Below are 25,260 nucleotides of genomic sequence, written 5' to 3' on the forward strand. Positions count from 1 at the left end.
CCTCCCCATGGCTGAAGCCAGGGGTTTCACGGGCCCGCTCTGATGACCACGACCACCCCGCGCCCCGCGGTCACCGGCCCGTCGGCCACGAGCTCGGCCCGCCGCTCGGCGCCGAAGACGACGGTCGCGGGCGTCGCGCTGCGCACCCCGTTCTGGGTGTTCTCCGGCGCGCTCGCCGTGATCTTCCTGTTCCCGCTCGTGTGGACGTCCGTCGCGTCGGTCTCTCCGCATCCGGGCACCGGGCAGGTGGACGGCTGGGGCTTGGGCAACTACGTGACGCTCGCCCACTACCAGGCGGGCATCTGGCAGTACCTGGCGAACTCGGTCATCGTGTCGGGCCTGACCGTGGTGCTGACCCTGGTGATCTCGACCCTCGGCGGGTACGCGTTCGCGCGATTCCGCTTCCCCGGCCACGACCTGCTGTTCATGGTCACCCTCGCGATCCTGATGGTCCCGTACGCGACCCTGCTGATCCCGCTGTACGTGCTCCTCAACTCGATCGGCCTGCAGAACTCACTCGTCGGCGTCGCGCTCGTGCTGACGATGTTCCAGCTGCCGTTCTCGACGTTCATGATGCGGATCTCGTTCGAGTCGGTCCCCCGCGAGCTCGACGAGGCGGCGCTGGTCGACGGCTGCTCCGCGTTCGCCGCGCTGTGGCGCGTGCTGCTGCCCGCGGTGCGCCCGGGGCTGATCACGGTCGGGCTCTTCGCGTTCCTCGCGGCCTGGAACGACTTCTTCGCGCCGCTCATCCTGATCAACGACACCAACAAGATGACGCTGCCGCTCGCGGTCTCCAACCTGCGCGTGCAGGTGCAGGGTGTCATCGACTACGGCGCGACGGAGGCCGGCGTCGTCGTCCTGGCCCTGCCGTGCATCCTGCTCTTCCTCGTGCTGCAACGTCACTACGTGCGGGGCTTCATGTCCGGTGCGCTCAAAGGATGACCATGACGACCTCCACGACCACGACGGCGGCCACCCCCGTCGCCCCGTCCCGCGGCGCGCTCCGCCCGCTCGGCCTCGACCAGGTCCAGATCACCGGCGGCTTCTGGGGCGAACGGCAGGCGGTGAACGCCGCTGTGACGCTCGCGCACATCGAGGGCTGGATGGAGCGCGAGGGCTGGATCGGCAACTTCGACGCCGCCGCGACCGGCACCCTGGGCGCGGGACAGGCCGGCCGGGAGTTCTCCGACTCGGAGGTCTACAAGCTCCTCGAGGCCATGGCCTGGGAGATCGGGCGCACGCACGACGGCGACCTCGACGCGAGGTTCACCGCGCTCGTCGCCCGCATCGCCGCAGCCCAGGAGCCCGACGGCTACCTCAACACCCAGTTCGGCCGGCCCGGCCAGCGCCCGCGGTACAGCGACCTCGAGATGGGCCACGAGCTGTACTGCTACGGGCACCTGTTCCAGGCGACGGTCGCCCGCGCGCGCACGGCCCCCGGCGCGGGCGACGGGCTGCTCGAGCTCGCGCGGCGCGCCGCGGACCACGTGACGGACACCTTCGGGCCGGACGGCATCGCCTCGGTGTGCGGGCACCCGGAGATCGAGGTGGCGCTCGCCGAGCTCGGCCGCGAGACCGGCGAGCGCCGCTATCTCGACCAGGCGGCGCTCTTCGTCGACCGGCGCGGGCACGGCGTGCTGCGCGACATCGAGTGGGGCCGGGCCTACTTCCAGGACGACCTCCCGGTCCGCGAGACCACCGTGCTGGGTGGCCACGCGGTGCGGGCGAACTACCTGGCGGCGGGTGCGGTGGACGTCGCCGTGGAGACCGGCGACGACGAGCTGCTGCGCGCCCTGGTCGTCCAGTGGGAAAACACCGTCGCCCGGCGCACCTACGTCACCGGCGGCCAGGGCTCGCACCACACGGACGAGGCGTTCGGCGAGGACTGGGTGCTGCCGCCCGACCGCGCGTACTCCGAGACGTGCGCCGGGGTCGGTTCGGTGATGTTCGCCTGGCGCCTGCTGCTCGCCCAGGGCCTGCCCCGTTATGCCGACCTGGTCGAGCGGACGCTGTACAACGTCGTCGCGACCTCCCCGTCGCACGCCGGCGACGCCTTCTTCTACACGAACACCCTGCACCAGCGGCAGCCGGGCACCGCGGCGCCGACCGACGTCGCCAGCCCACGCGCGTCGTCGTCCCTGCGCGCGCCCTGGTTCGCCGTCTCCTGCTGCCCGCCGAACGTCGCCCGCACGCTCGCCAGCCTGGCGGCGTACGTGGCGACCACGGACGACGACGGCCTGCAGGTGCACCAGTACGCCCCGGCGCGGATCCGCACCGCCCTACCCGACGGGCGCCGCGTGGAGGTCGACATCGAGACGGGCTACCCGCACGACGGCCTGGTGCGAGTGCGGGTCGCGACGTCGCAGGAGCGCCCGTGGACCCTCACGCTCCGGGTTCCGGCGTGGGCGAAGGGGGCCACACTCGTGGTTCCGGATGATGCCGACCCGCGACCCGCCGATCCCGGGACCGTGTCGGTGACCCGCCGGTTCAGCGCGGGCGACGTCATCGATCTGCACCTCCCGCTCGCGCCCCGGGTACTGCACCCCGACCCGCGGATCGACGCGCTGCGCGGGTGCGTCGCCGTCGAGCGGGGTCCGCAGGTGCTCTGCCTGGAGTCCGTCGACCTCGACGGTGCGGGACTCGGCACCGACGTCGGCGAGGTTCGGATCGACCTCGGCGCCGGGCTGCGGGAGGTAGCCGGACGGACCCGCGCCGCGTTCGTGGCGTTGCCGGCGCTCGAGGCGGCGTGGCCTTACGGGGATGCGAACGACGCCGGCAAGCCGGCGACTGGCGGGCTCGACAGTCCCCGCACTGCCGAGGTGCCGCTCACGGCGTACCACGACTGGGCGAACCGGGGACCGTCGACGATGCGGGTGTGGATCCCGATGGTCTGACCCGGCGCCTCGCTCGCCGGGCGGCCGCGGCAGGTCGCCGCTGCCTTCAGCACCGTCGCGAGGTCGGCAATCGTCCACGCCTGCGCGTTGCCGCCGGCGTCCGCGATCGAGCTCACAGCGTCGTGCGACGGCTCGCATAGGGAGTGGTCAGGTGCATCGCTCAGCCTCGGATGTGCGGCCCGAAGCGCGGGCCGGCACCAGAAAATCGGAGGACCACGTGAACCTGAAACAGAAGCTGAACGACGTCAAGGGCGGGCCGCGCCGGTGGGGCAAGGGGGCGGCCCTGGTCGGGTCCGGCGTCATCCTCGGCGGTGCGCTGATGGCAGGCGGCGCAGCGTCGGCGGCGAGCTCGGCTGACCCGACGGCGGGCACGACGACCGCGACGGGCACGACGACCGCGACGGGCACGACGGGCACGACGCAGGGGCAGAGCGCCCCGCGCGACGAGTCCCAGCCGCAGCGATTCGACGAGAAGCTGCTCACGGGCGACACCGCCACGAAGGTCAAGGCGGCCGCACTGGCGAAGTACCCGGGGGCAACCATCATCCGGCTCGAGACGGACTCCGACGGTGTGTACGAGGCGCACCTGACGACCGCCGCGGGGAAGCGGGTCACGGTGGAGGTCGGAAAGGACTTCGCCGTCACCGGTGAGGAGGCCGGCGGCGCTGCCGGCGCCGGGCGGGGCGCTCCCGGCGCTCCCGGCGCTCCCGGCGCCGCCGGTCACACGGCCCCGGCGAGCCCCGCGGCCTAGCGCGCCGAGGCACGTCCCCGGCCGACGGCGGCGCCCCGGGCGTCCGGGGCGCCGTCGTCCTTCTCGTGCGGACCGGACCGTGCACCTAGCGGCTGTGCTCAGCCGACGGGCGGATCGGCGACCTCGGCCACCAGCGACACGACCTTGTCGAGGTCGGCCGGGGCCGTCAGGTGGCCGACGCCGGGGAAGATCCGAACGTCGAGGTTCATGGCTCGCCGCACTGCCGGTGCCAGTCGACGCGGCGGCAGGAACCGGTCGTGTTCGCCGACCCCGACCACACACGGCCGCTCGGCGCGACGGGCCAGTAGCTCGGCGGGCAGCGGCGGAGGGGCAAGAGTCGTGCGGCAGCTGGCAGCCATGAGGGCCATCCACTCGACCTCGGTCTCGGGTGGGTCCGCGCCCGGGGCGACGAACAGCCGGAGCATGCGGCGGGTGTTCTCAGCGGTGGGACGCAGCAGCCACCCGGCCGAGGCCTGCGCCAGCGTCGGGTCCACGGTGAGCCGGATGAAGCCGGCGGGTGAGACCAGAGCCCGCGCCTCGATTCGCGGCGAGTCGGCGGCCAGGGCCACGGCGGCGCCCAGCGAATTGCCCACCAGCACGACCCCGTCGGCATCCATCGCCGCCAGCGTCTCGTCGAGCGCCCGGCCGTACCAGGCCAGCCGGGCGCGGCGAGGTCGACGCGGATCGCTGAGTCCGGGCTGACCCGGCAGATCCACCACCGTGGTCGGCCAGCGGACCGACAGCGCCTTCAGCCACGGCAGGGCGACCGCCGCATTGAAGCCGGTCCCGGGCACCATGACGACCCGCGGCCGTCCAGATCCGGCGAGCGTGAGCTCGACCCGGCCGAAACGGGTCTCCAGGGTCGCGCTGGTGATCGGGACGTCCGCTCGCGCCAGCGCGTCCGCGCACCATTGCCGCACCGCGCTGCGACCGCGCGGGTTCTTGTAAACGGTCGGCACCGCGCCAGTCTGTCCGGCGCCCCGCAGTCCGTCCACCCACCCCCGCGCACCGCCGCGAGATAGGAGCTGTTGTCCCCAGAAGGCGCTTGGCACGACAACAACTCCCATCTCGCGACCGCGGGTCGGCGACGAGGCCGGGATCGAAGTCGGCGACGTCGAACCCGTCCCAGCACGGCACCGACCCCCTCGCACCGCCGCGAGATAGGAGTCGTTGTCCTCAGAAGGCGCTTCGCACGACAACAACTCCCATCTCGCGACCTGGCGTCGGAGTCAGGGTTCGGCGACGATCGACGGCGGGCGGCGTCAGCCGTAGCGCGCGGTATGGACCGCGCTCGGGCTGACGCGTTCGGGGTGCGTGCGGGGTGGGGTGACCGGAACGGCTGGAGGTCAGCCCTTGACGGCGCCTGCGGTCATCCCTGCCACGATCTGGCGGTTGAAGAAGATGTACATGATCAGCGGCGGAATGGTGATCAGCAGGATATTGGCGAAGAGCAGGTTGTAGGAGCTGGTGAACTGGCTGTTGACGTTGAACAGCGTGAGCTGGATCGTCGCGTTCTGGTCCCCGGGGACGACGACATCGACCTGGCGAGCCATCCGCAGATCTCGCTCACGACCGTCGACCAGTTCGGTGCCGACATGGGCCGAGCCTCCGCCAAGCTGCTGCTCGAGCGGATCGCCGGCCGGCAGGACGCCGTGCACCACCAGGTCGATCCGGTGCTGCGGGTGCGGTCGTCGACGTGGGCGGTGCCGGCCGGCGCGCAGGCGCCGCCCGGTCAGGGGACCGTCACGCTGTAGTTGTCGACCCGGACGACCACCGGCCCGTTGTTGGTCGTGCTCGACAGGCTTGCGGCGACGCCGGTGTGCCCGGCCCCCTGCAGGGCGGCGGTCGTATCCGTGGTGTCGATGAACCAGGCCGACGGCTGGGCCTGGGACGACGCCCACACCTTCGCCCGCAGGGTGGTCGGGCTGGTGCCGGTGACCTGGAACAACGCCACGATCTGGGTGCCTGCGGTGTAGGTGACCCCGGGCACGGTGACCTCGGACGTGATGCCGGTCTCAACCCCGGCGGCGGTGCGCACGACCCGCGCGGTCACCGCACCGGAGGCCTGGTGGCCGACCTTCAGCCGGTACTCTCCCCCGGTCGTGATGCGCCCGCGCACGGTGAACCAGCCACCCGAGCCGCCCGGGCGCTTGTCCCAGCTCTCGGTCACCTGGGTGGTCAGGTTGACCGCGCTGACGCCCGGCAGGCGGGCTCCCGCGGTCGAGCTCGCGGCCGCCAGGGTGAGCTGGCCGGCCCCGTTGACGACGCTCGTCGCGCCGGCCGTCGCGGTCCACGGCCCCCCGAGGTCGGCGGTGCCGAACCCGTCGGCGAGCGTGCGGGCGAAGGTGTCCGCGGCCAGGAACCCGGCCGCGGCGGGGTCGAAGGTCGCCGTCTGGGTCGTGGTCCCGGTGGCGCCGGCGTTGTCGGTCACGGTGAGCTTGATCGGGTAGGCGCCGGGGGCCGCGTAGACGTGCGACGCCGAGCTCCCGACGGCGGTCGCCCCGTCGCCGAAGTCCCAGGCATAGGACGCGACCGTCCCGTCCGGGTCGGTCGAGGCCGCGGCGTTGACGCTGGCGGACATGCCCCACGTCGTGGCGAAGAAGCTCGCGACCGGTGGCTGGTTCGGGTTGGTGACGACCACCGGGTGCGACGTCGTGGCGGTCGCGCCCTGGTCGTCGGTCACGGTCAGGGTGAGCGTGTAGGTGCCCCCGGTGGCATACGCGTGGCTGGTGCTCACCCCGGTGCCGGTGGTGGTGTCGCCGAAGTCCCAGTCGTAGGACGCGATCGTGCCGTCGGCGTCGGTCGAGGCCGCGGCGTCGACGCTCGCCGTGAGCTCCCCGCCGGTCGCGGTGAAGCTCGCCGTCGGCGGGGAGTTGACCAAGACCTGCTGGCTCGTCGTGGTCGCCGCGCCGGAGTTGTCGGTCACGGTGAGCGTGACCGTGTACGTTCCGCCCGCCGGGTAGACATGGGACGCCGTCACGCCGGTATCGGTGCCGCCGTCGCCGTAGGTCCACTCGTAGGACGCGATCGTGCCGTCCGAGTCGGTAGACGCGGTCGCGTCCAGGGCGAGGGTCAGGCCCGTCGGGGTCGCGGTGAAGCTCGCGACGGGCGGCTGGTTCGGCGGGGTGACGACGACCTGGCGCGTCGTCGCGGCCGTGCCGCCCCGGTTGTCGGTGACGGTGAGGGTGACCGGGTAGGTACCCGCCGCGGCGTAGGTGTGGGTGGCGCTCACACCGGTGCCCGTCGTCGTGTCGCCGAAGTCCCAGGCGTAGGACGTGATCGTCCCGTCCGGGTCGCTCGACGCCGAGCCGTCGACGGCCGCGGTGAACACCCCGCCCGCCGCGGTGAAGCTCGCGGAGGGCAGCAGGTTCGGGAACACGCCGCCCGAGCCGGTGGACTGGTGGACGGCGACCTCGGCGGCGGTCAGCGCACGGGCGTAGACCGCGACGTCGTCGATGTCCCCGGCGAAGTTCTCCCCGGCGGAGTTCGGCCAGCCGGTGACGGAGTCTCCCGCGATGTGCCAGTACCCGACCGGGATGACCTTGGCGCTGACCGTGTCCACCAGCGCGGCCCGCACCGCCCCGTCGACGTACAGGTTCATGCCGGCCGCGCCGAGGGTCGCCACGACGTGGTGCCACTGACCGTCGTTGTACGCGATCGGGGTGGTCACGACCCGGATCGAGTTCGGGTTGAGGCCGAAGCTGAGCCTGCCGTCGGCGCCCATGTACACCTGACGGTCGTAGGCGGTGGAGTCGGTCAGGGTCGAGGAGTCGCCGAAGCCGACGATCGCCCCGCCCGCGGTCGACGTCGTCTTGAACCACGCCTCGAGGGAGAACCTGTTCAGGCCGACGGCCGACTTGAACCCGGTCACGCGCGAGGACGGCGAGCCCGCGAACCGGGCCGCGCCGTTCGTGTCCCCGCTCAGGGCCCCGGGGACTGCCCGGGTGGTGCCCGAGCCGACCGAGGAGTCGGCGAACCCGGTCCAGTCCTGCGCGGAGCCGCTGGTCTCGCCCAGGCGCCAGTACGCGACCGGGTTGGCGGCCATCACGCCGGCGGCGTACGAGCCCTGGGTGCCGGCCGACGACACGGTCACGCTCACGGACGGCGAGGTGACGGAGTTCCCGAACGGATCGACCTCGACCACCTTGTAGCTGTGCACGCTGCCGTTGACCAGGCCGGTGTCGGTAAACGAGAGCCGGGAGAGCTGCCAGGACGTCGCCATGCCCGTCGTGGTGTACACCGGCGTCGTGGCACCGTCCCGCAGCACGCGGTAGGTGAGGGTCTCGCTGTCCTTGTCCCAGTTGGTGGGCCACGACACCTGCGCCGTGCCGGCGGCCCTGGACACGGCGGCGGGCTGCAGCAGGGACCCGCTGAGCTGCGGGCCGAGCTTGTTCGTCGAGTGCGCGCTGACCGCCATCCGCACCAGACCCTGTTGCGCCTGGCCGTTGACGGTGAGGAACTCCCCGCCGTACACGACGTAGTCGCTGTTCCCGGTGACGTGCCACGCCGCCTGGCCCTGGCCGGTGAACGTCCCCTTGGTCATGTCCGGGTAGTAGTCCAGCTGTGCCGGGGCCCGGTAGCCCTGCCAGTCGTAGTAGTTCGCGACCGTGTTCGGCGTGATCGTCATGGCGGTCGTCTTCGCGAACGCCAGGCCGTAGCGGTAGGCCCCCTCGGGGTATGCGCCGACGTTTCCGCAGAAGTGCACGTGCCCGACGCTGTACACCGAGGTCCCGCCGGGGTTGGCGAACACCGAGTAGGTGTCGCCGTGGCAGTCCTCGACCCACACGATCTCGCCGGTGTCCGGATTCGCCGCGAACACGCCCTCGAGGTTGCCGGCGCTGTTCGCGTCCTTGATGAACGCGAAACCCGTGCCGTAGATCAGGGTCCCGTCGGTGACCAGGGACGTGATCCCGGCGGCGTAGCCCCAGTCCTTGATGACGGCGTTCGCGGCCCACGGGACCACCAGGCCGGTCGACGTCGAGACCGCTCCCGATCCGAGCGCCGGCACGTTGTTGAGCGTCGTGAATCGTCCACCCACGATGAGCCGGGAGTTGTCCGGGCTCAGCACCAGCGCCTCGACCTGGGCCGCCTGCGCGGACGCGTGCCAGGACAGCAGCACACCGGTCGTGGCGTTGATCGCGGCGAGGCGGTAGTGCGTGACGCCGCCGGCCGAGTTGAAGTTGCCACCGAAGTAGATCGTGGTCGGGGTCGACGTGATCGCGCGCACCGACGCGTTCGCGCCGACGGTGAAGCCCGCCACGCGCACCCCGCTCGCCCGGTCGAGCACCACGAACCGGTTCTGTGCGGCCCCGTTCACGTGGGTGAAGTCGCCGCCGACATACAGGCGGGTCCCGTCGAGCGACGCGGTGATGACGTACGCGGGCCCGTCCAGGACCGGCTTCCACGTGCTGATCAGGACGCCGGTGGCGAGGTCGTACGCCAGCAGGTTGGAGCGCGTCACGGTGGATGTGCCCGCCGCTGCGCCCGCGGGCCGCGCGGTGGTGAACTGCCCCGCGACGTAGACGGTCCCGCCGACGACGACCTGCGACCAGGCCACGCCGTCGATCTGGACCGTCGGCAGACCGTCGGCGGCCACCGTCGTCGGCGTCGCCGGGTCGGCCGGAGCGGAGTCCGCGAGGGCAGGGGCCGACGGTCCGACCACGGCCAGACCCGCAACGACGAGCGCGGTGACCGCGAAGCTCGCGATCACCCTCGAGACGTTGCCAAGGCGCCACCACACGCGCTGTTCCATGACCGACTCCCTGCACACTCGCATCCAGACGCCGGCACTCATGCGCTCGACCGGCACCACCTAACCAGGCAATACCGACAAAACGGCACATCGACGGGGCATATTCACCCGAATTGGGGCACACTTTCACCCGCCCGAGGCCCTCATCGGCCTGCGCCGGCGTCAGGAGCCGTGCGTCGGCGTCGCACTGCCAGGTCGCGACGTTCGCCCGATGGGTTCGGATGCCCACGGATACCCGCCCGGAGGCGCTCGCGCGCCACGTATCCTGGCGCCCCTGCGGACGACCGCGCACGTTGTTGAACTGCTGCTCAGGCGGCATACGAGGGAGCACAAGAATGAGTACGGATGAGCCGCACGACGACGTCCAGCCGGAGAACCCGGGCCCCTACGGCCCGCCGGCCACCGTGCAGGCACCGCCCGCTCAGCCCCAGTGGGAGCAGGCACCGTCCGCCCAGCCCCAGTACGGACAGGCACCGCCCGCCCAGCCCCAGTGGGAGCAGCAGGCCCCGCAGGGTGCGCCCCCGTACGGGCAGGCACCGCCGGCCGCACCCCAGTACGGACAGCAGGCCCCGCAGAGTGCGCCCCGGTATCCCCAGGGCCCAAACCAGGCGTACCTCAGTGGCGCGCAGCCGGTGCTCGCCCACTGGGGCCTGCGCGTGGCCGCGCTCCTGATCGACACCGTCATCGCGCAGGCCCCGTACCTGGTCGCCTACCTCGTCACGCTGTTGATCGCGTCCGGTGGGTCGACGTCGGACGGTGCCTCGGTGAGCGCCCTCGCCATCACCATCACCAGCGCCGTAGTCCTCTTCGTGGGATGGGCGGCGACTCTCAGCCTGACGATCTGGAACCGCTGGATCCGCCAGGGGCGCACCGGCCAGTCGATCGGTAAGGGCCTGCTCAATATCCGACTCGTCTCGGCGGCAACCGGACAGCCGATCGGCGCAGGGATGGCGTTCGTGCGGGACCTCGCTCACGTCGCGGACGGGTTCTTCTTCGTCGGCTACCTGTTCCCGTTGTGGGACCCCCAGAAGCAGACCTTCGCCGACAAGATGATCAACACCGTCGTCGTCGCAGCCTGAGCACGTAATCGGCACTGAGCACGAAGTCGGCATCTGCGGCTGCCGCCACCGGGGATCTTCGACGACCCCCGTGGCGGCAGCCGTTGTCGTTCCGATGGCTAGAATCGGCGCCGATGCCAGGACCGACCGCGGGAGACGGGCGTACCCGTGGGTAGGGCGCGCACACTCGCGCAGGTGTATCGACACTTCGGTGAGGTCGACGCCGCCGAAGAATCGCCGCTGTACGCGCGCGTCGCCGTCGCCCTGAGCGAGTCCGACGAGGCGCTGCGCGCCATCGAGGCGGCGCCGGCGCGCAAGCGCCACCCCACGGTGATCCTCGCCGCGCTGCACGATCTCGCCCTCGCCGGGCGCGCCCCGGCCGTTGCCGCCGCCTATGCCGCTGCGGACTGCGACGCCGCCGCCCGCGCGGCGATCGACACCCTGCTGCAAATGGCCGACTCGGTCGTGGCCATCGCCGTGCGCCGGAAGCTGCGGACCAATGAGACCGGACGTTGCGCGGTGCTGTATCCGGCCATTGCCGAGGCGGCGCGCCGGGTGGGCGCGAGCGCGGTCGGGCTGATCGACGTGGGCTGTTCGGCTGGGCTCAACCTCAACCTCAACGTCGATCGCGTCGGCATCACGTACAGCAACGGACAGTCGCTGGGCGACCCGTCATCTCCGGTGCAGCTGTCGTCGTCGATCGTGGGAGATCGGCCCCTCCCGACGCGGGCCATGCCCGAGGTCGTCGCCCGGGTCGGCGTCGACCTCGATCCGGTCGACGTGACCGACGCGGATGACGCCCGATGGTTGCGCGCCTGCTTGTGGCCGGATCAGCCGGAGCGGATCGCGAGGCTCGATGCGGCGATCGCTTTGGCGGCGACGGCCCCTCCGCTGCTGCTTCGAGGTGACCCTGTCGACCTGTTACCCGATGCCTTTGCCCGGGTGCCCGCAGACGCCCTGCCCGTCGTCACCACGACGTGGGCGCTGTCGAGCTTCCGGCTCGAGAGCCGCCTGCGCTTCTGGCGCCGCCTCGAGGAGGCGGCGGCCGGCCGGGCCGTGGCGTGGGTGTCGGCGGAGGGAGTCGGCGTCGCGCCGTCGATACCGACGCTCGGCGATCGCCGCGCCTCTGGCCACAGCATCATCGGACTGGCCGTGCTCGACCGGTCGGCAGTGCGCGCCGAGGCCGTCGGCCGCTGCTGGTCGAGGGGTGCCTTGCTGGCGTGGCTGGCAGACTCCTCGGGTCCGGTCAGGGTTGGGTCCAGCGAGCCGCCGCGCTGAGCCAGGCTCTGCGCGCCCCTGGGGAAGCCGGCCGACGTCGTCAGGTGACACTCAGTCCTCGACCAGCTCGCCGCGGGAGAGGCGGACCTCCTCGATGTCCAGGCGGGCCTGGATCTGCCGCAGGACGGCGTCGTCGATGCGGCGCTCGTCGCGCAGACGCACGACGGTGGCTCGTTTCTTGGCGAGCAGCGCCAGGCGCAGCGCGGTGTACTGCTCGTCGAGCAGGACCGCCGAGTCGGGCTCGACGCCGTCGTCGTCCCGCGCGCGCAGCAGCTCGAGGTGCTCGACGTACTCCCCGCGCAGCCGGTCCACGACCGCCGGATCAGAACCATCTCGGCGGCGACCCGCGGCAGGGCGTCGAGCGCCGCGACGCTTGCGGCCTCCTCGGCGAGCTGGCGCTCGCGCACGAGCAGGTCGTCGGTGGGCAGCCGCGCCCAGCGAACGGTGCGCGGTAGCAGGAGCCCCTGGACGACGAGGGTCGTGGCGACGACCCCCTCCGTGATGAACACGATCAGGTCGCAGTCCGGAAATGCCTCGCCGGAGCCGACCGTGGCGGGGACCGCCAGGGCGGCCACGAGGGAGACCGCCCCGCGGAAGCCGGCGACGGTGCTCACGACCCGCGCCCGATTGCTGACCCGGCGCAGGCGCTGCTGCGGTCGGCGATCGATCAGCCGGATCGTGTACGCCGCGACCGTCAGGAACGCGAACCGCACGACGACGATCACCGCGCACACGACCGCGACGCCGATCACCGCGGTGAGCAGGTCGGTGCTGACCAGGTTGCGCAGCGCGGACTGCGCCTCGAGCCCGACGAGCACGAAAAGCGCCGCGTTCAGCAGGAACGTGGCCAGCGTCCAGAACGCCGTGCTCTGCTGGCGGGCGTCGGCGCGGCCGATGCGTGGACCGATCTGACTCATCGCGAAACCGCAGACGACGACGGCGAGCACGCCCGACGCCTCGATCAGCTCGGCGAGCAGGAACCCGGTGAACGGGATGAGCAGCATCGCCACGTTGCCGAGGAGCGGGTCGCCGATGCGCCGTCGGGCCTGGGCACCGAGCCAGACGACGAGGGCCCCGACCGCGATCCTTCTGCGCCGAGTTCGCCGGTTCGGGTTCGAGTTCGCCGGTTTCGACCGGCGAACTCGCCGCGGACCGGCGAACTCGAACGAAGTGGGTGGCGGGCTGCCGCGAACTGCGAGTTGTTGTCGCGCCGGGGAAGATTTCGGGACAACGTCTCGCAGTTCGCGGAGGTCCCGCCCCGTTCTGGGGCGATTGGCTCAGGGTAGGACACGGCATGGTGCGGAGTGATCGAGCTGCGGGCGTTCCCGCGGGAGTGATCGAGCTGCGGGCGTTCCCGCGGAAACGTCCGGTGCCTCGCACGCGAGTGCGCAAGATCTACTGCTGATCAGGCTCCCGACCCTGCTCGAGACGCACGTAGTAGTCGGTGCTGATATCAAGAGTCTCACTCCTCCCCGGTCGGGTGCCCGACGGTCGCCATCGGCTCGCCCGGGTGCCGGCCGCTGGGGCGCGGCACCCGGATGACTCGCTGGCGCTACCAGTCAGCGGGCATGTAGACGGCCGGGTAGCGACTGCCCGCCGAGCCGTGCGGGAGGATCTCGACGACGCGGGCGACGTCGGTGGGGGTGAGGTCCGCATCCCTCACGAGCCCGGTCGCGGTCCTCGGCTCAATCACCGAACCGGCGCACGCCGACACGTGCATCGCCGTCGGCTCGACCCATCGGGAGGCGCCACACGCCTTCGGTTTCACCTGGACGTCGAGCAAGGGAGCCACCCTGGACGGCCGGCTCAAGCCCGACGTCGTGGCGCCGGGTGAGTGGATCACCTCGGCAGCGTTGACCAGCGCCGATGATCCGATCGATGCCTTGTCCTTCCGTAGGCCCGGGCTGAAGGATCGCAAAATCGCGCCGGGCCTCAGCGTTGATCCGCTGAACAGATGCCCTTCATCCGCAACACCCGCGGGGACCGCATGGACTGAGCCGCGGCCGATCGCCTGCTCCACCGCATCCTCGGGTCAGACACCGGCCAAGACGGGCTCCGAAACCTAGATGCGAGCACAAGCCATTGACAACCCAACGCAATCGGTCCATTGTCGGATAGTTCCCCCGGTGTAGACAACGCGCGTGGGCGCCGCTGGCCAAGAGTCGGGCGCAGTATGAGCGCAGGGGCGAGCACAACCCATCGCGACCGAAGAGTTGAAAGCCTATTCGCGGCCGGCGATCCGCCGCGCTCCGGCGCCGGTGGCCATCGAGAACGACCGTGGCCTTGCGGCGCCCTCCCCTCGACGGCCCGGGCCCCGCCGCCCACACTGTGCACAAAAAACGCCTAATGCTCGCACAGATCGCGCAACGGAACTCCCCAGAATTTCGTACAGGGTGCGGTCCGAGAGAAGTGGCACGGTTACTCGGCTGCGCACCGCCCGTCATCATTTCGATAGCAATAGGAATCCGTCATGGATAAGCGCATGCACGTCGCACGACCGTTCGTGATCCTGGTGGCAATCATGGCCACTATCCTCGGCGCCGCCACCTCGGCAGCGGCTGCCGCTCCCAAGTTCTTCTCCGCCACCTCTACGGTGAGCGGCACAGGAGCCCTCGTGGTCAGCTTCGACGAGCGCGGCCTCGGCAATGAAAACATTGACTACACGCTCACCGCCGACGCCACGGCCTTGTACGCGTGCATCAACGGCGGCAACAAGCACCCGCAGGCCGCGAACAAGGAGTCGTTCCCCGGCGATGTCGCCGGCGGAGGTTCCTTCGAAGCCAAGAACGGGCGCGTCATCGCCAACCTGACGGCCGGACCGATCTCGGCCGGCGCCTTCACCTGCCCCTCCGGGCAACGGCTGGTCCTCGCGAGCGTCACTTACACCAACATCGTGCTGACCGACACGACTAACAGCGTCAGCACCTCTGTGGCCGACGCCTCAAGGACGTTCTTCACCGTTTGATCGATAAGCAGCGGACACACGAGGCCCCCCTCAACCGATCCGAAGTGGGGGGCCTCGTTCGCTTGTGCACCGGCGCCCATGATCGCCGCTGGGATCAGCTCCCGGTCGGCCGCGGCTTCGCCGCGATGCTGCGCGCTCGCGAGGCCGGCGGAACGCCCGGACCGTAGGTGCTCCAGGCGGCGATCGCGGTGTCGCACGCCCAGGCACGGACGGCACCGGACACCGACTGGGCGCAGATCGCCTCGCTCTACGACGCGCTCGCGCGGGTGCTGCCGACGCCGATCGTCCAGCTCAACCGGGCCGTCACCCTGGGGATGGCTCGCGGCCCGCAGACGGGCCTCGACCTCGTCGACACCCTGGCCGACGACGCCACGTTGCGGGACTACCACTTGCTGCCGGGCGTCCGCGGCGACCTGCTGCTGCGGCTCGGCCGACTCGACGAGGCGCGGCTCGAGTTGCTGCGCGCGACGTCGTTGGCGAGAAGTCTTCCTGAGCGCGACTTCCTGCGGCGCCGGGCTCACGCGATCGAGGCCGCCGACGGTGCGGGCCTCAGCCTCGGGCAGGCCGCCGACGACTTCCTTGGCCGCGGTGATCGCGACGCCGCGAGTGCGACGTGGAATCGCCATCGGGCAGCGGTGCGGTCGTTCGGCGCCTGGGCGGGGCTGGACGACGTCGCCGCGGGGCTCGAGCGGCACACCGGGACCGGCGTGCGAACCGAACCGATCGCCGCCGAAACGCTCGACGCGCTCTGGCGCCTTGACCTGCCGCTGCGCGAACGGACCCGCTGGATCCTGCTGCGCGAGTCCGGCACCGCCGTGGCGGCTGCGCTCTCCCTGAACGTGCAGGACCTCGACCTCGAGGATCGTCGAGCGCCCGCCAGCGCCGGCGGAGGCAGGGTGAGCTGGCGGTCAGGGACGGCCGCGGCCGCCTGTCCGGGCAACGAAGCCGGCGTGACGGAGAGGTGCTACACGAGTAGACCGCCCGGTCGCCCCTCTCCGTCCGGTCGATCTTTCATGCGGGAGTCGCCAGCGGAACCAACAGTTGTCACGTGTAGAAAGATCTGGCAGACTCGCCACTTCGCACCGCAGTGACGCGCTCGACGACGCCGCGGTAATCGACTTCGGGCCTTCGGGCCACCACTGAGAGGGTCATCATGATTTCCATCGGGATCGTCGGCGCCGGCCAGTTCTCCGGCCAGTTCGCCAAGCTCTTCACGGTCCACCCGGACGTCGACCGGGTCGTCGTCACCGACGTCCTCCCCGAGCGCGCCACCGACCTCGCGGAGCGGGAGGGCCTCGCCGGGACGGTCGACTCCTTCGAGGCGCTGCTCGCCTCCGACGTCGACGCCGTCGCCATCTTCACGCAGCGGTGGACGCACGGGCCGCTCGTCGTCGCGGCGCTGCGCGCGGGCAAGCACGTCTACTCGGCGGTTCCGATGGCGATCTCCGAGGACGAGATCCGCGAGATCATCGAGGCCGTCCGCGAGACGGGACTGACCTACATGATGGGCGAGACGAGCTACTACAACCCGGCCACCGTCTTCGCCCGCGAGAAGGTCGCGGAGGGCGCCTTCGGACGGATCTTCTACTCGGAGGGCGACTACGTCCACGACATGGACCTCGGCTTCTACGACGCCTATCGCTACAGCGGGGGCGCCGAGTGGAAGCGGACCGCCAGCTACCCGCCGATGATGTACCCGACCCACTCGGTCGGCGGGGTCCTCGGCGCGATCCCGGGGCACGCGGTCAGCGTCAGCTGCATCGGCGTGCGGGACGAGCGCGGCGACGGCGTCTTCGATCGCGAGATCAGCCAGTTCGACAACGACTTCTCGAACGCCAGCGCACTGTTCGAGCTGGACAACGGCGGCGTCATGCGCATCAACGAGATGCGTCGGGTGGGCTATCCCTGCCACATCCGCGAGTCGCGGTTCCGCTACTTCGGCACGGAGGCAAGCTTCGAGCAGATGGCGACGGTCAGCTTCTGGCAGGACAAGCAGGACGTGCACGACGTCACCGCCGAGCTCGCGACCGGACGGAGCATGTCCCCCGACGACCCGTCCCTCGCGCACGTCGCTCCCGAGCTGCGCGACTCCTTCATCTCGGGGCACGCGCCCGTGCACGACATCGCGCGGCTGCCGGCCGTCTACCACGGGATGCCGAGCGGGCACGAGGGAAGCCACCACTTCCTGGCCGACGACTTCGTCCGGGCCGTCGTGGACCAGACGATGCCGCCGGTCAACGCCTGGGTCGCGGCGCGCTACACGCTGCCCGGGATCGTCGCCCACCAGTCGGCGCTGCGGGCCGGCGAGCGGCTGCCCGTCCCCGACCTCGGTGACGCCCCCGTGCGAACAGGACGTTGATGACGCACTCCGCTGTGCCGCCGGCGCGGCACGCCGTCACGCGTGACGACGTGGCGCGCTACGCCGGCGTCTCGAGCGCCGTCGTCAGCTACGTGGTGAACGGCGGACCACGTCCGGTCGCCGCGTCGACCGCGTTGCGGGTGCGCCAGGCGATCAAGGTCTTGGGCTATCGCCCCAACGCCTCCGCCCGCGCATTGCGGACCGGCACGACGAGACTCCTCGGTCTCGTCGTGCCGGAGATCGGCAATCCCCTGTTCGCCGAGCTCGCGGTGGCCATCGAAGAGTCCGCGGCGCAGCGCGGCTACGACGTGATGCTGACCAACAGCGAGGGCGATCCGGATCGCGAGCGGCGGCAGGTCTCGAACCTCGTCGCCCGGCAGGTCGACGGGGTGATCCTCACGACGATGCGCACGGGGTCGGACGTGGCGTTGCTGCCCCTCGACGGCGTTCCGACCGTCCTGCTGAACAGGTTCGACGCCGTCCCCGGCTTCGACACGGTCGGTGTCGAGGCCGAGGCCGGCGCCTTCCTGGGCACGGCGCACCTGATCGAGCACGGGCACGAGCGGATCGCGCTCGTGATCGGCGGCGGGCCGGCCGGGCACATCGAGGCGCGAGAACGGGGCTGGACCGCGGCGACCCGGCGTGCCGGTTTGGATGACGGCCCGATAGCCCGGGACGACTTCAGCCGCGCGGGAGGTCACCGTGCGGCGCTGCGACTGTTCGGCTCGCCGCACCCCCCGAGCGCCGCGTTCGTCAGCTCGGACATGCAGGCCGTGGGGGTGCTGCGTGCCCTGGACGAGCTCGGACTTCGGGTTCCCCAGGACGTCGCGCTGGTGTCCTTCGACGGGACGCAGGAGAGCGAGTACACGCTCCCGCGGCTGACGGTCGTGAAGCAGCCGGTCCAGGAGATGGCCGCGGCCGCCGTCGAGCGGGTCCTCGCCATCGGCGCCGACTCGTCCAACGAACACTCGCTGCACGCACCCCGACTGGTGATCGGCGGTTCGTGCGGCTGTCTCGGCCCCGCCGCGAGCTCCGAGGTCCGACCTGCGCTCGGCTGATCAGGGTCCGAGCATCCAGGTTCAGCGCACGGGGGCGCCGGGTGCGTCGGCGGCCGGTTCGGCGCCGAACCGCAGGGCCAGCGCCGCCCTGATCTCGAGGTGGCGCAACAGGAAGGCGCGCTCGTCGAGCCGCTTGCGGCGCAGCCAGCCGGTGACCTCGTCGTTGCACTTGCTGGCGTTGCAGGAGCCGCAGGCCGGCGCGATGTTGTCGAGCGTGTAGCGCCCACCGCGGGAGAGCGCCAGCACGCAGTCGCGCTGCAGCGGCTTGTCGTCCGCGCCGCAGTAGGCGCAGCCACCCCACGCGCTCTTGAGCGCGGCCCACTGCTCGTCGCTCAGGTCATGCTCGACGTTGTCCATCCGGCGCCTGCGCTTGCGGACGGCCCGGGCTTTGCGACTTCGGTTGACTGCCATCGTCTACAGAGCCGTGGCACGAATGGCGTCCGCCACGCTTTCCAGATGCAGTCTCATCGCCTCGGCCGCGCCCTCGGGGTCATGCCGGCAGATCGCCTCGATGATCGCCAGGTGCTGCGGAAGCGAAACACTGGGTCGCCCCGGCTGCCTCGCCAGCTGGAACTGAAAGCGCACTGCCTGGCCGCGCAACCGCTGGATTGTTGCGGCCGCAGTCTGCTGGGCGCTGATCGCGATGATCTTGGCATGGAGCCGCTGATTGAAGGCCGAGTATGACTCCCGGTCTCCGCGGGCGACCGCGTCCGCCATCTGCTCGGCCAGCTCTCGAAGCTCCCCCAGCTCAGCAGGCGATACGCGCTCCGCGGCCTTGCGGGCGCACAGCGCCTCGAGCGCGGCGCGGACCTCGGTGATCTCCACCGCTTCGTCGACAGAGACAGCCCTGACCCGCGCCCCGCGGTTCTGGACACGTTCGACGAGACCTTCGATGCTCAGCTCCGACAGCGCGAGGCGGATGTTGCCCCGGCTGGCCCCGTACTCGGTGGCGAGATCGGCCTCCACGAGGCGTTGCTTGGGCACCAGCTCGCCGGTGACGATCGCGCGGCGCAGGTGGTCCGCGAGCTCGTTCGCCGAGAGGGTCTGTGCCCTGGTCTCGCCAACGGTCGTCATGCGCTCCCCCGAACTGCTCGATGCACCCTCGTCGGCATTGTAAACAATTTTGTCGCCACTTCGCGCGCGAGCGGGGCGTGTCGGGTCGGACCGCGAGCACACCCAACGCGATCGTTCGCACGATTGCTAACAATCTCGTTAACGGTTATGGTGTGTGCAGTGCATCACGATCGAGGGGAACAACCATGGATGTGTCAACGATGATCCAGCCGCCGGACAGCACCCGTCCGCGCCTGCGCGGAAGTCAGATCGCGATCCCCTGCTGGTTCATGCGCGGGGGGACGTCGAGGGGCCCGTTCTTCCGGGCGGACGACCTTCCCCGGGACCCGATCTCCCGCGACGCGGTGCTGCTGGCCGCGATGGGGTCCCCCGACGTCCGCCAGATCGACGGCCTGGGCGGTGGCAACCCGCTGACCAGCAAGGTCGGGATCGTTGGCCTGAGCGAACGGGCCAACGCCGACCTGGAGTTCCAGTTCGCCCAGCTCCAGCCGGACAGCGACCTCGTCGACCTGACCCCCAACTGCGGGAACATGCTTGCGGCCGTGGTGCCCTTCGCCCTCGAGGCCGGGCTACTGGCCCCGCACGGGGACACCACGACGGCTCGCGTGCTCACGCTCAACACGGGTCTGGCTGCCGAGATCATCGTCTCCACCCCGGTCGGGGATTCCGGCCGGTATGTGGAGTACTCCGGGGACGCACGAATCGACGGGGTGCCGGGCATGGCGTCACCCATCTCCATCAACTTTCTCGACACCGCAGGCTCGGTGTGTTCCGCACTGCTGCCCACGGGCAACGTCCGCGACCGGGTCGAGCTCGCCGGCGTCGGCCCCGTCGACGTGACGTGCATCGACAACGGCCAGCCGCTGGTCATCATCGCCGCCTCCGCCCTCGGGCGCACCGGCTACGAATCGGCCGCCGCATTGAACGCCGACGAGGAGCTCACGTCCCATCTTGAGCCCCTTCGCCTGACCTGCGGCGAACTGATGGGCCTCGGGGACGTGACGGCGAAGAACTATCCCAAGATGACGCTCGTCTCCCCGCCGAGACACGGGGGTGCGATCAGCACGCGCAGCTTCATCCCGCACGTCTGCCATGACTCGATCGGCGTCCTGGCAGCCGTCACCGCGGCCACCGCGTGCGTGCTCGACGGCACCGTGGCCCGCGAGGTTGCGACGGTTGCCCGGGGCACCGAGATCACGGTCTCCATCGAACATCCGGCCGGGGAGTTCAGTGTCGAACTGGGCATCGATCCGGACGACCCCCAGCACGTCACGAAGTCTGCCCTGCTGCGCACTGCACGGCTGATCATGGCCGGCGACGTCCTCGTTCCGCGCAGCACCTGGCTCTCCAGCGCGGTCACAAGTCAGGAGAAGCAGCGATGATCATCGACTGTCACGGCCATTACACAACGGCACCAGCAGAGCTTGGAGAGTGGCGAACCCAACAGATCGCCGGCCTCGAGAACCCGTCCGCAGCCCCCGACCGTGCCGACCTGCACATCACCGACGATCAGCTGCGGGAGAGCATCGAAGCGAACCAGCTGCGCCTCATGGACGAGCGCGGCATCGACCTGACGATCTTCTCCCCGCGCGCGTCCTTCATGGCCCATCATGTCGGTGACTTCGAGACCTCCGCGACGTGGGCGGGGATCTGCAACGAGCTCTGCTACCGCGTCAGCCAGCTCTACCCGGAGCGTTTTGTCCCCGCCGCGATGCTCCCCCAGTCCCCCGGGGTTGATCCGGCAACCTGCATCCCCGAGCTCACGCGCTGCGTCGAGGAGTACGGGGCCGTCGCGCTGAATCTGAACCCCGACCCTTCTGGCGGCCACTGGACCGCACCCCCGCTCACCGATCGTTCGTGGTACCCGATCTACGAAAAGATGGTCGAGTACGACATCCCGGCAATGGTGCACGTGAGCACCAGCATCAATCCGGCTTTCCACACCACCGGCGCCCATTACCTCAATGCGGACACGACTGCGTTCATGCAGCTGGTCCAGGGGGACCTGTTCGCCGAGTTCCCGACGCTGCGTCTGGTCATCCCGCACGGCGGCGGCGCCGTGCCCTACCACTGGGGCCGATTCCGGGGCCTCGCCATGGCCATGAAGAAGCCACCACTTGAACAGCATGTGATGCGCAACGTCTTCTTCGATACCTGCGTCTATCACCAGCCGGGAATCGACCTGCTGCTCGACGTCGTTCCTACCCGCAACATTCTCTTCGCCTCCGAGATGATCGGCGCCGTCCGGGACATCGACCCCGGTACCGGCCACTTCTTCGACGACACCCGTCGGTACCTCCAGGACTCCGGGCTCCCCGAGACCGACCTGGCCGACATCCAGGAGCACAACGCCCGCGCCGTCTATCCCCGCCTGAACGCCCTGCTCAAGCAGCAAGGCCGCTGAACACCACCAGGAGCGCAGATCCATGCAGGAACTCGGAGTCGTCCACCGCACCATCACCCGCGCGTCCCGCGCGGACGTCGACGCGCTGGCAGCGTTCGGCGTGAGCACCATCCACGAGGCCATGGGTCGTCTCGGCCTCATGCGCCCCTATATCCGCCCGGTCTACCCCAGCGCCAAGCTCTGCGGGACGGCCGTCACGGTGCTCTTGCAGCCCGGCGACAACTGGATGCTGCACGTGGCGGCCGAACAGCTGCAACCCGGCGACGTCCTCGTGGCGGCCTGCACCACCGAGTGCGAGGACGGATTCTTCGGGGATCTGCTGGCCACGTCCGTGCGAGCCCAGGGCGGAGTCGGCCTGGTGATCGACGGCGGCTGCCGCGACGTCGACACCCTGCGGGAGATGGACTTCCCCGTCTTCAGCCGGGCGATCAACTCCAAGGGCACCATCAAGGCCACCGTCGGCTCGGTCAACGTGCCCATCGTCTGCGCCAACGCCATGGTCGACCCAGGCGATGTGGTGGTCGCCGACATCGACGGCGTCGTCGTCGTGCCCGCGAGCCGGGCCGGCGAGGTGGCCGTGGCCGCCGGGCAGCGCGAGGCCCGGGAGGAGGGCAAGCGTCGTCGGTTCGCAGCCGGCGAGCTCGGCCTCGACATGTACACGATGCGCGAATCACTGCAAGCTGCGGGCCTGCGGTACCTCGACTGATGAACATCCCGGTCAAAGGAGACCCGATGAGTGCGCAGTTCGCGCAGTCCCCCGGCTGGCTGGATTGGTATCGAAATCCCTCCCGCCCGCGCTTCGCCCTCCCGCCGGGGACGGTCGACGCCCACTGCCATGTCTTCGGTCCCGGGGGCGAGTTCCCGTTCGCCCCGGAGCGCAAGTACACCCCCGGGGACGCGGGCAAGCGGCAGCTCTTCGCGCTCCGCGACCACCTCGGCGTCAGCAGGAACGTCATCGTGCAAGCGACCTGCCATGGCGCCGACAACAGCGCCATGGTCGACGCCGTCCAGGCGTCCGCCGGCCGGGCACGCGGCATCGCCACCGTCCGTCCCGACGTCACGGACGCGGAGCTGCGCCGACTCGATGAGGCGGGGGTGCGCGGCGTGCGGTTCAACTTCCTCAAGCGTCTGGTCAGCGCCGCCCCACGGGATGAGCTCGTCACCATCGCGAAGAAGATCGCTCCGCTGGGCTGGCACGTCGTCCTCTACTTCGAGAGTGCGGACCTGGCAGATCTGGCGACCTTCTTCGGCACGCTGCCCACGCCCCTCGTGGTGGATCACCTGGGACGTCCGGACGTGACCAAGCCCGTCGGCGGCTCCGAGTTCGGCCGCTTCCTCCAGTTCGTCCACGACAACGACGTGTGGGTGAAGGTCAGCTGCCCGGAGCGGCTCAGCGTCACCGGACCTCCCGCCCTCGACGGCGAGCAGCACGCGTACCGGGACGCGGTGCCGTTCGGCCGCGCGGTGGTCGAGCAGTTCGGTGACCGCGTGCTGTGGGGCACCGACTGGCCGCACCCCAACCTCACCGGCCACATGCCCGACGACGGGCTCCTCGTCGACTACCTACCCCAGGTGGCCGTGACTCCCGAGCAGCAGCACAAGCTGCTCGTCACCAACCCGATGCGCCTGTACTGGCCGGGCGAAGATGCCTAGTCCTGTTTCCGTCCCATCATCCTGATCGAATCCAAAGAACTCTAGGAACTAATTCCACAAGGGGCAGCAATGACGCACTCCAACGCGGCGAACCGGCTCGACCGGCTCCCGATCTCCCGATTCCACAAGCGCACCCTGCTTGTCATCTCCTTCGCCTACTTCTTCGAGTTCGCGGACATCAACAGCTTCGCCACCACCGTCCCCAAGCTGATCACGCTGTGGGGCGTCACGATCAACCAGATCGCCTATGTCGTCTCCGCATCGTTCATCGGCATGTTTTTCGGCTCCCTGATCGCCAGCTGGCTCGCCGACCGCTGGGGACGCAAGAAGGCGCTGACCATCACCACAGTGTGGTTCGCGGTGTTCTCCTTCGCCGCGATCTTCTCCTGGGACATCGTCTCGCTCGGTGTCTTCCGCGTCCTGACCTCGGCGGGCCTCTCGGCGATGACCGTCGTGGCGGTCATCTACATCAATGAGATCTATCCGGCCGCCAACCGCGGCAAGTACCAGGCCTACGCGATCGTCATCGGCATCTGCGGCACGCCGGTCACCAACCTCATCGCCAGCGCCGTCGTCCCGCTCACCGACTGGTCGTGGCGGCTGGTGTATCTGTGGGGGACGCTCGGCGTCCTGTTCATCTTCTTCACGAAGTACCTGAAGGAGTCGCCGCGCTGGTACGAGAGCAAGGGCGAGTACGGCAAGGCCGAGACGGCCCTGTCCGAGATCGAGGCACAGGTTGCAGCGGAGAAGGGCTCGCTGCCCGCACCTGCCGCACCGGTCTCCGTCGCACGACTGACCAAGGCCCCGCTCAAGCTCCTGCTGCAGAAGAAGTATCTCGGCCCCACGATCCTGCTCACGATCCTGTGGGTGACGCAGTCCATCGGCTTCTTCGGGTACTCCAGCTGGGCACCGACGCTGCTGGCCAAGGAAGGCTTCAGCGTCGGGGACTCGATCTTCTTCGTGGCACTCACCACCGTGGGAGCCCCGTTGGGTTCCTACCTCGCCTCCCTGGTCACCGACCGCTTCGAACGCAAGTGGTGCCTGGTCGCCTTCGGCACGCTCATCGCGATCTCCGGAACCCTCTACGGACTCACGTTCAACCCGATCATGATCGTCGTCTTCGGCTTTCTCGTGAACCTCTTCGAGCGCGGCTACACGGCCCTGGGCTACGCGTACTCCCCGGAACTGTTCGACACGCCCGGCCGGTCCATCGGCACCGGCGTGTCCTATGGCCTCGGGCGCCTCTCCAACGCCGCAGGCCCGCTGATCATCGCCGCGCTGTACAACGGGAGCGGGTACCAGAGCGTCTTCTTCTTCATCTCCGGCACCTGGCTGTTCGGCGCGCTCGTGCTCGCCATCTTCGGGCCCAAGACCCGCCGGGCCCGCCTCGCACACGCGAGTCGCCCGGGAGACGTGACGCCGGTCGACACAACTATCCGGGGGACCTAGATCGTGAGCACGCCGGGTGGGATCACGGTAGAACGTCGAAGCTGCGCACGGCGTTCGTCGTGAACGCCGTGCGCAGGCTCCGTCATGACGAGGTCGTCGGCTAGGCGCCCGCACTGTCGATGACCAGCGCCGACGGTGCTTCGGACATCGGCTGGGACAGGTCTATTCCGTGGATCTCGGACGCATTCTTGCCGAACCACCGTGAGAACTCGTCGTCCTTGCTGAGCAGCTTGCCGAACGAGGCCATCGGGTCGTCACCCTCCAGCGTGACGATCACCATGTCGCCCATCGGAGTCGACTGCAGGAAGGTGCGCTCCCGCACGTCTACGTCTCGCCGAGACGCGACGAACTCGGCGCGTCGGGAACCCTTGAGCTCGTCAATCCAGGCATGCCAGTGAGCGCTCTGGCCGGGAGCGATCGGGAAGGCCACAGCAATGAGAGCCATGCGAACCTCATTGTTCGTAGGGACGTCGCCCGCAGTCGCTGAACGACGCTCCCACCCTCCTCCGCCCCGGCACCTGTGTAAACACGTCGGGTCGCGCCATGGTGACTGGGCGGACCTCGT

At 70.1% G+C, this 25,260-nt stretch carries 22 protein-coding genes and 2 pseudogenes; 16 read left to right on the forward strand and 8 right to left on the reverse strand.

The window, feature by feature from the left end:
- The first annotated feature begins 42 nt into the window (after nucleotides 1-42).
- The 3 genes from VIM26_RS07760 to VIM26_RS07770 all read left to right on the forward strand — a co-directional run bounded on the left by VIM26_RS07760 (nucleotide 43) and on the right by VIM26_RS07770 (nucleotide 3,645).
- The gene (locus VIM26_RS07760) at nucleotides 43-942 is read left to right on the forward strand and encodes a carbohydrate ABC transporter permease (RefSeq protein ID WP_331949844.1); all 900 of its coding nucleotides are present in this window, start codon (nucleotides 43-45) and stop codon (nucleotides 940-942) included.
- Nucleotides 939-2,894: a glycoside hydrolase family 127 protein gene (locus VIM26_RS07765; protein ID WP_331949846.1), complete on the forward strand. Its 1,956-nt coding sequence runs from the start codon at nucleotides 939-941 to the stop codon at nucleotides 2,892-2,894. The genes VIM26_RS07760 and VIM26_RS07765 overlap by 4 nt, the downstream gene beginning before the upstream one ends.
- A 217-nt stretch (nucleotides 2,895-3,111) precedes the next feature.
- The gene (locus VIM26_RS07770) at nucleotides 3,112-3,645 is read left to right on the forward strand and encodes a hypothetical protein (RefSeq protein WP_331949848.1); all 534 of its coding nucleotides are present in this window, start codon (nucleotides 3,112-3,114) and stop codon (nucleotides 3,643-3,645) included.
- Nucleotides 3,646-3,743: 98 nt separating this feature from the next.
- Here VIM26_RS07770 and VIM26_RS07775 read toward each other — a convergent pair whose 3' ends face one another.
- Both VIM26_RS07775 and VIM26_RS07780 read right to left on the reverse strand, forming a co-directional pair.
- Nucleotides 3,744-4,604, reverse strand: coding sequence for an alpha/beta hydrolase (locus VIM26_RS07775; protein WP_331949850.1), 861 nt, complete (start codon nucleotides 4,602-4,604; stop codon nucleotides 3,744-3,746).
- Between the two features lie 387 nt (nucleotides 4,605-4,991).
- Nucleotides 4,992-5,174, reverse strand: a pseudogene (locus VIM26_RS07780) (carbohydrate ABC transporter permease); the annotation flags it as partial.
- Nucleotides 5,175-5,204: 30 nt separating this feature from the next.
- On the opposite strand from VIM26_RS07780, the gene VIM26_RS07785 reads away from it, so the two are divergent.
- Nucleotides 5,205-5,399, forward strand: a complete 195-nt coding sequence (locus VIM26_RS07785) for a hypothetical protein (protein WP_331949907.1) — start codon at nucleotides 5,205-5,207, stop codon at nucleotides 5,397-5,399.
- Here the strand turns inward: VIM26_RS07785 and VIM26_RS07790 are convergent.
- Nucleotides 5,378-9,397, reverse strand: coding sequence for a PKD domain-containing protein (locus VIM26_RS07790; protein ID WP_331949852.1), 4,020 nt, complete (start codon nucleotides 9,395-9,397; stop codon nucleotides 5,378-5,380). The two genes, VIM26_RS07785 and VIM26_RS07790, sit on opposite strands and share 22 nt — an antisense overlap.
- Nucleotides 9,398-9,732: 335 nt before the next feature.
- Here VIM26_RS07790 and VIM26_RS07795 point away from each other — a divergent pair, with 335 nt between their 5' ends.
- Together VIM26_RS07795 and VIM26_RS07800 are read left to right on the forward strand one after the other, a co-directional pair.
- Nucleotides 9,733-10,476: an RDD family protein gene (locus VIM26_RS07795; protein WP_331949854.1), complete on the forward strand. Its 744-nt coding sequence runs from the start codon at nucleotides 9,733-9,735 to the stop codon at nucleotides 10,474-10,476.
- Nucleotides 10,477-10,650: 174 nt separating this feature from the next.
- Complete coding sequence (locus VIM26_RS07800) at nucleotides 10,651-11,733, forward strand: DUF2332 domain-containing protein (protein ID WP_331949856.1); 1,083 nt, start codon at nucleotides 10,651-10,653, stop codon at nucleotides 11,731-11,733.
- 51 nt (nucleotides 11,734-11,784) lie between these two features.
- Here VIM26_RS07800 and VIM26_RS07805 read toward each other — a convergent pair whose 3' ends face one another.
- A complete protein-coding gene (locus VIM26_RS07805) occupies nucleotides 11,785-12,045 on the reverse strand; it encodes a hypothetical protein (RefSeq protein ID WP_331949858.1) in 261 nt (86 codons plus the stop codon).
- 182 nt (nucleotides 12,046-12,227) lie between these two features.
- Nucleotides 12,228-12,974, reverse strand: a pseudogene (locus VIM26_RS27010) (cation:proton antiporter); the annotation flags it as partial.
- Between the two features lie 402 nt (nucleotides 12,975-13,376).
- On the opposite strand from VIM26_RS27010, the gene VIM26_RS27015 reads away from it, so the two are divergent.
- The 5 genes from VIM26_RS27015 to VIM26_RS07835 all read left to right on the forward strand — a co-directional run bounded on the left by VIM26_RS27015 (nucleotide 13,377) and on the right by VIM26_RS07835 (nucleotide 18,115).
- Nucleotides 13,377-13,799 (forward strand): S8 family serine peptidase, encoded by a 423-nt coding sequence (locus VIM26_RS27015; protein WP_414696457.1) that lies wholly within the window; start codon nucleotides 13,377-13,379, stop codon nucleotides 13,797-13,799.
- 404 nt (nucleotides 13,800-14,203) lie between these two features.
- Complete coding sequence (locus VIM26_RS07820) at nucleotides 14,204-14,698, forward strand: hypothetical protein (protein ID WP_331949864.1); 495 nt, start codon at nucleotides 14,204-14,206, stop codon at nucleotides 14,696-14,698.
- 167 nt (nucleotides 14,699-14,865) lie between these two features.
- Nucleotides 14,866-15,789: a hypothetical protein gene (locus VIM26_RS07825; protein WP_331949866.1), complete on the forward strand. Its 924-nt coding sequence runs from the start codon at nucleotides 14,866-14,868 to the stop codon at nucleotides 15,787-15,789.
- Nucleotides 15,790-15,848: 59 nt separating this feature from the next.
- Nucleotides 15,849-17,057, forward strand: a complete 1,209-nt coding sequence (locus tag VIM26_RS07830; protein ID WP_331949909.1) for a Gfo/Idh/MocA family oxidoreductase — start codon at nucleotides 15,849-15,851, stop codon at nucleotides 17,055-17,057.
- The gene (locus VIM26_RS07835) at nucleotides 17,057-18,115 is read left to right on the forward strand and encodes a LacI family DNA-binding transcriptional regulator (protein ID WP_331949868.1); all 1,059 of its coding nucleotides are present in this window, start codon (nucleotides 17,057-17,059) and stop codon (nucleotides 18,113-18,115) included. Before VIM26_RS07830 ends, VIM26_RS07835 begins: the two co-directional genes overlap by 1 nt.
- Before the next feature lie 21 nt (nucleotides 18,116-18,136).
- Here the strand turns inward: VIM26_RS07835 and VIM26_RS07840 are convergent, their stop codons facing one another.
- Nucleotides 18,137-18,526, reverse strand: coding sequence for an HNH endonuclease (locus VIM26_RS07840; protein WP_331949870.1), 390 nt, complete (start codon nucleotides 18,524-18,526; stop codon nucleotides 18,137-18,139).
- A gap of 3 nt (nucleotides 18,527-18,529) precedes the next feature.
- Nucleotides 18,530-19,189: a GntR family transcriptional regulator gene (locus tag VIM26_RS07845; RefSeq protein WP_331949872.1), complete on the reverse strand. Its 660-nt coding sequence runs from the start codon at nucleotides 19,187-19,189 to the stop codon at nucleotides 18,530-18,532.
- A 185-nt stretch (nucleotides 19,190-19,374) separates the two neighbouring features.
- Between VIM26_RS07845 and VIM26_RS07850 the strand changes: the two genes are divergently transcribed.
- From VIM26_RS07850 to VIM26_RS07870, 5 genes are all read left to right on the forward strand, one after another.
- Nucleotides 19,375-20,571: a 4-oxalomesaconate tautomerase gene (locus VIM26_RS07850; RefSeq protein ID WP_331949874.1), complete on the forward strand. Its 1,197-nt coding sequence runs from the start codon at nucleotides 19,375-19,377 to the stop codon at nucleotides 20,569-20,571.
- Nucleotides 20,568-21,593 carry an amidohydrolase family protein gene (locus VIM26_RS07855; RefSeq protein ID WP_331949876.1) on the forward strand — a complete coding sequence of 342 codons (1,026 nt, stop codon included), beginning with the start codon at nucleotides 20,568-20,570 and terminating at the stop codon, nucleotides 21,591-21,593. The genes VIM26_RS07850 and VIM26_RS07855 overlap by 4 nt, the downstream gene beginning before the upstream one ends.
- Before the next feature lie 22 nt (nucleotides 21,594-21,615).
- Nucleotides 21,616-22,299, forward strand: coding sequence for a 4-carboxy-4-hydroxy-2-oxoadipate aldolase/oxaloacetate decarboxylase (gene ligK, locus VIM26_RS07860; protein ID WP_331949878.1), 684 nt, complete (start codon nucleotides 21,616-21,618; stop codon nucleotides 22,297-22,299).
- Between the two features lie 26 nt (nucleotides 22,300-22,325).
- Nucleotides 22,326-23,246: an amidohydrolase family protein gene (locus tag VIM26_RS07865; protein ID WP_331949880.1), complete on the forward strand. Its 921-nt coding sequence runs from the start codon at nucleotides 22,326-22,328 to the stop codon at nucleotides 23,244-23,246.
- A gap of 69 nt (nucleotides 23,247-23,315) precedes the next feature.
- Nucleotides 23,316-24,695, forward strand: coding sequence for an MFS transporter (locus VIM26_RS07870; RefSeq protein ID WP_331949882.1), 1,380 nt, complete (start codon nucleotides 23,316-23,318; stop codon nucleotides 24,693-24,695).
- A gap of 100 nt (nucleotides 24,696-24,795) precedes the next feature.
- Here the strand turns inward: VIM26_RS07870 and VIM26_RS07875 are convergent, their stop codons facing one another.
- Nucleotides 24,796-25,140 carry a hypothetical protein gene (locus VIM26_RS07875; RefSeq protein ID WP_331949884.1) on the reverse strand — a complete coding sequence of 115 codons (345 nt, stop codon included), beginning with the start codon at nucleotides 25,138-25,140 and terminating at the stop codon, nucleotides 24,796-24,798.
- Nucleotides 25,141-25,260 lie beyond the last annotated feature (120 nt).

The organism is Pengzhenrongella sp. (genome assembly GCF_036565025.1).
Classification (GTDB): domain Bacteria; phylum Actinomycetota; class Actinomycetes; order Actinomycetales; family Cellulomonadaceae; genus Pengzhenrongella.